The organism is Nocardioides sp. CPCC 206348 (assembly GCF_048654705.1).
GTDB lineage: Bacteria > Actinomycetota > Actinomycetes > Propionibacteriales > Nocardioidaceae > Nocardioides.
Genome location: NZ_JBMCZA010000226.1, coordinates 18146 through 19149 on the forward strand (window position 1 = coordinate 18146; position 1004 = coordinate 19149).

A 1004-nucleotide genomic window follows, 5' to 3' on the forward strand; every position below is an offset into this window, starting at 1 on the left:
CGTACGAGACGCCGCGTCCGTCGATGCACTCGTGGCGGGCATCGCCGAGGAGTTCGGCCGCCTGGACGTCGTCGTGAACAACGCCGGTGGGGCGCCGTACGCGCTCGCGGCGGAGGCGTCGCCGCGCTTCCACGACAAGATCATCGGCCTGAACCTGATGTCCGCACTGCTGGTCAGCCAGGCGGCCAACCGGGTCATGCAGGACCAACCCGGCGGTGGATCGATCATCAACATCTCGTCGGTCTCGGGCCTCCGGCCGTCCCCGGGTACGGCGGCGTACGGCGCCGCGAAGGCCGGGCTCGACTCGCTGACCACGTCGCTGGCCCAGGAATGGGGACCCAGGGTCCGGGTCAATGCGATCGATGTCGGCCTGGTCCGCACCGCCGACACGGCCGACCACTACGGCGGCGACGACACCGTTGCCGCGATCGAGCGCACCATCCCGCTGGGTCGCATGGCCGACGTCGCCGAGATCGGACGGGTGGCGGCCTTCCTGGCCAGCGACCTGTCGTCGTACGTCTCCGGTGCCCAGCTCGCCTGTCACGGCGGCGGGGAGCAGCCGGTCTTCCTTCACATCACCCAGAACGAGGAGAACAAGTGAGCAGGTTGCTGGAGGGTCGCGTCGCGATCGTGACGGGTGCCGGTCGGGGTATCGGCCGGGCGCACGCCCTGGAGCTGGCGCGCCACGGCGCGAGGGTCGTCGTCAACGACTACGGCGTCACGGCGGCGGGTGAGGGTACGCAGGAGTCGCCCGCCCACGAGGTCGTCGCGGAGATCGAGGCGATGGGCGGCGAGGCTGTCGTCAACGGCGCGGACGTCGCCGACTTCGCGGCCGCCGAGGCGATGGTCCGCCAGGCGATCGACACGTTCGGCGGGCTCGACATCCTGGTCAACAACGCCGGGTTCCTGCGTGACCGGATGCTCATCAACACCTCCGAGGAGGAATGGGACGCCGTCGTACGGGTGCACCTCAAGGGCCACTTCGCGCCGCTGCGGCACGCCGG

At 70.5% G+C, this 1004-nt stretch carries 2 protein-coding genes; both read left to right on the plus strand.

Annotation, left to right across the window (positions count from 1 at the left end; all coding sequences use genetic code 11):
• Window positions 1-601, plus strand: a 601-nt coding sequence (locus ACOADB_RS25635; RefSeq protein ID WP_378605596.1) for an SDR family oxidoreductase, incomplete at its 5' end; no start/stop codon positions are given.
• Window positions 598-1004 (plus strand): SDR family NAD(P)-dependent oxidoreductase (locus ACOADB_RS25640; protein WP_378605599.1); only part of this gene is annotated, 407 nt, incomplete at its 3' end. The genes ACOADB_RS25635 and ACOADB_RS25640, both read left to right, overlap by 4 nt.